We start from the raw sequence: 6,735 nt of genomic DNA on the forward strand, positions 1-6,735 counted from the left end.
TATTATTTCTGAGAGTATTACCCTTATCCACGAATGCTTCGCCCAGCCCACTTATCCAAGGTGCCAAAATATTAGTTCTGTGAGGATACACCTTATCCACGAATGCTTCGCCCATCCCCCTTATCCACGAATGCTTCGCCCAGCCCCCTTATCCACGGTGACAAAATATTAGTTCTGAGAGTATAAACCTTATCCACGAATGCTTCGCCCAGCCCCCTTATCCACGAATGCTTCGCCCAGCCCCCAATTAAATTGTCAAAAAAATCTCTTATCTATTTGATTAAACTATGACAACTAAGCCGATTAAGTGGACGTATTTAAAATATCTATTTTGGTTCGGACCCATCCTGACAATTATGGGAATTACCGCCCAAGAGGTTGCTGGTGAGTGGTCTGCAGTATCGTTGGCGCTGCTAATAGCTGGACTGGTGATTATTGGCTTATGGGTGCTACTTCTCGATCAGTTAGCCCCCGGCTTTTGGAGACGCCGTTCCACCCAGGTGGGGACAAATGCGGTGATCGCGACATTGGCTATGTTTGTAATCATCGGGCTAATTAATTTTTTAGGCGTGCGTTATGGGGTACAGATTGATTTAACCGAAAATCAACTGTTTACCCTTTCACCTCAATCACAGCAGGTGGTAAGAAACTTAGATCAAGCGGTGAAAGTTTGGATATTTGAAAGCCCCGCCAATCCCGCCGATCAAGAACTTCTAGAAAACTACCGTCGCTATGGATCAAACTTGGAATTTGAGTTTGTTGACCCCCAGCTACAACCTGAATTAGCCCAAAAGTTTAATGTGAATTATATTGGTGAAGTTTATTTAGAATATGGGAATCAACGCGAGTTAGTCCAAACCATCAACCAAGGAGAACGGTTATCGGAAATCAATCTAACCAATGCAATTGAACGCATCACCCGCAACCGCGCAGAGTTGGATAAGGTCTATTTCCTCCAAGGTCATGGTGAACGCCCCTTAGACACCTCAGAGGAGGGGGGATTATCTCAAGCCGTAAGTGCGTTACAGACGAAAAACTTTACCGTAGAACCCCTCAATCTCGCTGAACAGCCAGCCGTTCCTGATGATGCTTCTTTAATCGTCATCGCTGGACCCAAACGAGCGCTGTTTGAACCGGAAGTACAAGCATTAGAAGCATATCTGGCTGACGGGGGGAGTTTATTGGTTATGATAGACCCCGATACCAATCCCGGATTAGAGTCTTTACTCTCAGATTGGGGGGTGATGTTAACCAATCAAATTGTAATTGATGCGTCGGGTCAAGGACGGTTAGTCGGTTTGGGTCCGGCTACACCTTTGGTGACTCAATATGGAGATCATCCAATTACCCAAGATTTTGGTAGCGGATTTTCGATTTATCCCTTAGCGCAACCCGTGGATACGCAACCTGTAGAAGGGATTAAGCAAACGCCTCTAGTCCTGACAAACCCCGAAAGTTGGGCGGAAAATACGCCAGAACAACAACCGTTGGAGTTTAATGAACAAGAAGGCGATCGCCCCGGTCCTTTAGTATTAGGTGTAGCATTAAGTCGTCAAGCTGAATCGTCTACCCCTTCACCTAAATCAGAACCGGAAGCAACAGAGACTCCAGAAGCGTCTCCTGACACTGATGAACCGGAAGTAACCGAGACTCCAGAAGCCTCTCCAACTCCTTCACCAGAGGAATCTCCAGAAGCCTCACCTTCACCAATCCAGACAGATAAGTCTCAGGTTGAACAAGACAAGGCTGAATCACGATTAATTGTGTATGGTAATTCAAATTTTGCCACAGATAGTTGGTTTGATCAGCAACTCAATCCTGATGTTTTTGTCAATTCCGTAAGTTGGTTAAGCAAGCGAGATGAACAAGCACTTTCGATTAGTCCTAAAGAACCAGAAGATCGTCGGATTAACTTAACACCCGTTCAATCCGGAATGTTGGGATGGTTAGCAGTTTTAATTGTTCCAGCTTTTGGCTTTTTGACCGCAGGTGCGCTGTGGTGGTTGCGGCGGTAAAGGTACGTCTGTAGGGGCGGGTTTTACGATTTTTTACCCAGATGTGACTCGCGCCCGCCCCGACCGAGTAATATCAAATTTGTTCCTATCGAAGTTATGTTTTTTAAACGCAGAGGTACGCAGAGGTTGACGCAGAGGGACGCAGAGGGGTAATAACCCAGGACGAATGACTAATGATGAATGACCAATGATGAATGACGAATGACCAATGAAGCTACAGAAGACTACTTGGCTTTTATTAATTGTCGCCCTTTTACTGGGAGGGTTTGTCTATTTTTATGAAATTGTGGGAACTCCCCAACGGGAAGCCGCGAAGGAAGCGGAAAAGCAACTGTTTGGTTTTGAAGAAGATGAGATTCAATGGGTAAATGTTTATATCCAGGAAGATAGCTTCAAATTTGAGCGGGTGAGTGAACCTGAACCGGGCTGGCGAATGACGGAACCGAAGGATGTACTCGCCAGTGATCCATCGGTTTCATTCTTATTGAATTTGCTGGTTGAAGGAAAGAGCGATCGCACGATTCCCAATGTCTCCCCGGAAAGCCTGAAGGAGTATGGTTTAGACAAACCCCAAGCTATGGTAACGGTGCGACTCAAGAATGGTGAAACTCATGAAATTATTTTAGGTAAGCCAGATTTTAATAACAGTTTCCTCTATGCTCAAGTTGATTCTTTCTCAGACAAATCCCAGCGCTCTAATGTCTTTTTAGTCCCAAGAGACTTTGAATATGCTGTCAATCGTCCCTTATCAGAATGGGAGCAAAGTAAAGAGGATACACCTGAAGAAACTGCTCCATCCGATATGGAAAACGATGAATTAGCGCCTGAAGCAGAATCCCCTGTAGAGGAAAAAGAATCGTCTGAGAGCCAAGCAACACCCACCCCTGAGAACTCCGATACTGAAATAGAAGAATCAACTCCTGAAAAAACACCGACATCTGAGAACAAAAAACCGTCCCCATCTCCATCTCCTGAAAATGCTTCGTCTTCCGAAGACAAAAAGCAACCAATAGAGGAAGATAACGCTTCTCCTAGTGAGAAAACAAAACCCGAAAATACGCCGAATGAATAACTTTGCCTCTCACCTCGTTCACCTCGTTACCAGGCTCAGCCTGGGAATGCTCTGGGGGAGGCTCTGCCTCCCGTACATAATTCAGTATATATTCCACTAATTTCGTCCTAGTATTTATTGGTTTAGAGGATGGCTGATGAAGGCATACCTGTTATCAATTCTCACTCTAGCTACCCCCTGATGAAATGACCATACACTATCGAATTGAGGCTTGATTACTAAGTTACCCATTTTATTAATATAGCCCCACTTCTCGCCTATTTTTATCGCTATTAATTCTTCAGAAAAATCATAGGTATTATCAAACTGGGGAGCAATTATCGTATTTCCCTGCTTATCGATATAGCCAATTTTATCGTCTATCGAGATTCCGGCGACACCTTGGACAAAATCACCCGCCCAATCAAAATAAGGCATAATCACAAGCTCACCTTGATGATTAATATAGCCCGATTTCATCACTTGATTGGTTACAGACGCCAAGCCTTCGGAAAAAGAACTCGCATCTTTAAATCGAGGTGGAATCACCCAGTTACCAGTTTTGTTAATATAGCCATACTGGTTATTAAGTTTTACCGTAGCCAACCCCTCTGAAAAAGGTTTTGCTTCCTGAAATTGAGGCGAAGCGATCCAGTTTCCGGTATTATCAATATAACCATACAAATTATCATTTTCCACGATTGCCAATCCTTCGGAAAACGAATCAGCATCGTAAAATTGAGCTTGAATAACCACCTTTCCCGTTTTATCGATATAACCCCAATCATCGCCTTGTTTGACGGGGGCTAATCCTTCCGAAAACGATTTAGCACCATCGAATTTAGCTGTAATCACCCAATTCCCTGTTTTATCGATATAACCCCATTTCCCATCGAGTTTTACCGGAGCTAGCCCTTCAGTAAATGAGCCAGCTAACTCGAATTGAGGCTGAATAACCCAGCTACCCGTTTGATCAATATAGCCCCACGTTCCATCAAACTTAACCGCAGCTAAGCCTTGGGAAAAATCATGTCCTGACTCTAACTCGAAGGGAAAAACAAGTTGCACAGGAACAGTGTTTTCACTGAGTCGAGAATTGGGGAAACCTCTGTTAACGGTTGATAGAATCTGACATCCTGATAGTTGAGTAACCAGCACTCCTAATAAGAGATGGGTTATATTGAAGAATAATCGATGTTTAATTAAGCGGAACTTATTTAAAAGGAACATAAGCGATCCAATAGTTTCCTTGCCGCTATAGGGGAGGCAGAGCCTCGTTCCCTCGTTCCCAGGCTCTGCCTGGGAACGAGGGAGGGGCAGAGATTAGTGCATTATCGCTTTGCTACCCCTTCATTCCGTGCGGCTTGTTGTACGGCGGCGGAAACGGCTGTCACGACGCGCTCATCAAAAACCGATGGGATAATATGTTCTGGGTCTAAATCAGTGGTAGACATCAAAGACGCGATCGCCTTTGCTGCTTCTAAATACATGGTACTGGTAATCACTGAGGCGCGACAGTCGAGGGCGCCGCGAAAAACACCGGGGAAAGCCAGAACATTATTAATTTGATTGGGATAGTCACTGCGCCCCGTTGCCATAACGGCGACATCATCTAATATCAATTCCGGCTGAATTTCTGGTATCGGATTCGCCATTGCCATAACAATGGGATCTGATGCCATCGAATGTACCATTTCTGGGGTGAGGACACCGGGGACACTGACGCCGAGAAACACATCAGCCCCCACCATCGCACCGGCTAAAGTACCACTGGATTCAACTGCAAATTCCTGCTTTTGGGAGGTTAAATCGGTGCGTTTAGTTGAAAGAATGCCTTTAGAATCACACATCCAAATCATCTTCGCCCCAGCTTGACGCAATAGCCGCGCGATCGCAATTCCCGCCGCCCCAGCACCATTAATTACGATTCGCACGTCTTCGAGAGATTTCTTGACCAGTTTGAGGGAATTAATTAACGCCGCGAGGCTGACAATTGCTGTCCCATGCTGATCATCGTGGAAAACGGGAATATCTAAGACTTGCCGCAGTTTGGCTTCAATTTCAAAGCAACGGGGGGCGCTGATATCTTCTAGGTTAATCCCGCCAAAAACGGGAGCAATGTTTTTAACGGTTTTGATAATTGTATCGGTGTCTTGGTTTGCCAGACAGATGGGAAAGGCGTCAATTCCGGCAAATTCTTTAAACAGCATGGCTTTCCCTTCCATGACGGGTAATGCCGCTTCTGGTCCTAAGTTGCCTAACCCTAATACGGCGCTACCATCTGTAATAATCGCTACCGTATTACTTTTTATCGTCAGGGAGTAAACTTTTTGTGGGTCATCTGCGATCGCACGGCAAATTCGACCTACCCCTGGGGTATACGCCATAGCTAAATCAGCTTGGGTATTCAGGGATAGTTTGCTGTCGATGCTGATTTTGCCGCCTCGATGCAGATTGAACGTGCGATCGTAGACATCGATCACCTTGATATGGGTAAGTGCTTTAACCGCTTGCACAATCTGTTCGGCGTGTTCGGTACTCGTCGCATCGATGGTGAGTTCACGAGTTGAAACTTTGTAGGTTTGGTTAATCAGGTTAATCTGTCCCAGGTTACCTCCCACTTGTGCGATCGCCTGAGTAACGGTGGCTAGCATCCCAGAACGGTTGGGAAGTTGGAGACGAATCGTTAAACTGAAACTGGAATTCGGTGTCAGGTCTGCCATGCTGGATTGATGTCGGGTTTCAAGCTTTCAATTGTAGACCTATTCGGGAGCAATGTTACAGACTCCTCATGCTACGTCTCTTAGATGGGGGAGATAGGATGAGTTATCACCAACTTTTGCGAATAACGAATGACAAATGACAAATGACGAATTATTATGGCAAGTCTCTATACGGAAATCGAAATTAATGCTCCCAAGTCAAAAGTGTGGCAAGTTTTGTTGGACAAACAGCAGTGGAAGTATTGGAACACGTTTCTATTTGACCGCGAACCAGAATATCCCTTTGAAAAAGGACAAGTCGTATCTCTATCATTACGACGATTACCGAAGGATGAGGAAACGGAATTTGAACCCTTGGTAACACTCTTACAACCCGAAACTTGTCTACGCTGGGTTTCGTCTATTCCCGGTTTTCGCAATGAGTACGTATTTGAGTTACAAGAGATTGGTCTAGGTCGGACTAAATATGTCCATAAAAGCCGTTTTTATGGCATGTTAACTCGTGTTTTTGTCCCTTTTATTCGGCAAGATGAGCATCGGGGAATGCAACGCATGGCGCGGGAGTTGAAGCGGTATGTTGAGCATTTATAATTGAGGGAGATATGGCTGTTGAGACCAAACGTTCTGCTATTCCTTATGTTATGACTACCGTATTAAACTTAAAGCCAATTACCACGACATTGACGCGATCGCAGTTTTATCAACTGTGTGTAGCTAACCCTGATGTACCATTAGAACGTTCGCCCCAGGGAGAGTTAATTATCATGACACCGATTGGCGGAGAAGGTGGTAGCCGAGAAGCCAGCTTAACGTAGTCGCGGAAGTCCTCACCTTCAGCGATAGCAAGGTGAGGATGGACAGCGGGAAATCGGAGGTACGGAGATTTCCAAATTGTCCTGACCGCCAAACTTTTGTAGTACAATGAGAATAGCTCACCTAGGTCTAC

At 45.1% G+C, this 6,735-nt stretch carries 5 protein-coding genes and 1 pseudogene; 4 read left to right on the forward strand and 2 right to left on the reverse strand.

Annotated features, from left to right (window positions below; translation table 11 throughout):
- Positions 1-287: 287 nt before the first annotated feature.
- Entirely contained in the window at positions 288-2,015 is a 1,728-nt protein-coding gene (locus RIM23_RS28500) for a GldG family protein (protein ID WP_446371565.1), read from the forward strand.
- A 208-nt stretch (positions 2,016-2,223) separates the two neighbouring features.
- Positions 2,224-3,087 (forward strand): DUF4340 domain-containing protein, encoded by an 864-nt coding sequence (locus RIM23_RS28505; protein ID WP_446371567.1) that lies wholly within the window; start codon positions 2,224-2,226, stop codon positions 3,085-3,087.
- A 114-nt stretch (positions 3,088-3,201) separates the two neighbouring features.
- On the opposite strand, the gene RIM23_RS28510 is transcribed toward RIM23_RS28505, so the two are convergent.
- Both RIM23_RS28510 and RIM23_RS28515 read right to left on the reverse strand, forming a co-directional pair.
- The gene (locus tag RIM23_RS28510) at positions 3,202-4,296 is read right to left on the reverse strand and encodes a WG repeat-containing protein (RefSeq protein ID WP_446371569.1); all 1,095 of its coding nucleotides are present in this window, start codon (positions 4,294-4,296) and stop codon (positions 3,202-3,204) included.
- Between the two features lie 101 nt (positions 4,297-4,397).
- Positions 4,398-5,789: a malic enzyme-like NAD(P)-binding protein gene (locus tag RIM23_RS28515; protein ID WP_446371571.1), complete on the reverse strand. Its 1,392-nt coding sequence runs from the start codon at positions 5,787-5,789 to the stop codon at positions 4,398-4,400.
- Between the two features lie 156 nt (positions 5,790-5,945).
- Between RIM23_RS28515 and RIM23_RS28520 the strand changes: the two genes are divergently transcribed.
- Positions 5,946-6,380 carry an SRPBCC family protein gene (locus tag RIM23_RS28520; protein WP_446371573.1) on the forward strand — a complete coding sequence of 145 codons (435 nt, stop codon included), beginning with the start codon at positions 5,946-5,948 and terminating at the stop codon, positions 6,378-6,380.
- A 50-nt stretch (positions 6,381-6,430) separates the two neighbouring features.
- A pseudogene (locus RIM23_RS28525) lies at positions 6,431-6,598 on the forward strand (Uma2 family endonuclease); the annotation flags it as partial.
- Between the last annotated feature and the right edge of the window lie 137 nt (positions 6,599-6,735).

It is taken from the genome of Coleofasciculus sp. G3-WIS-01 (genome assembly GCF_040223135.1).
Taxonomy (GTDB): Bacteria; Cyanobacteriota; Cyanobacteriia; order Cyanobacteriales; family Coleofasciculaceae; genus Coleofasciculus.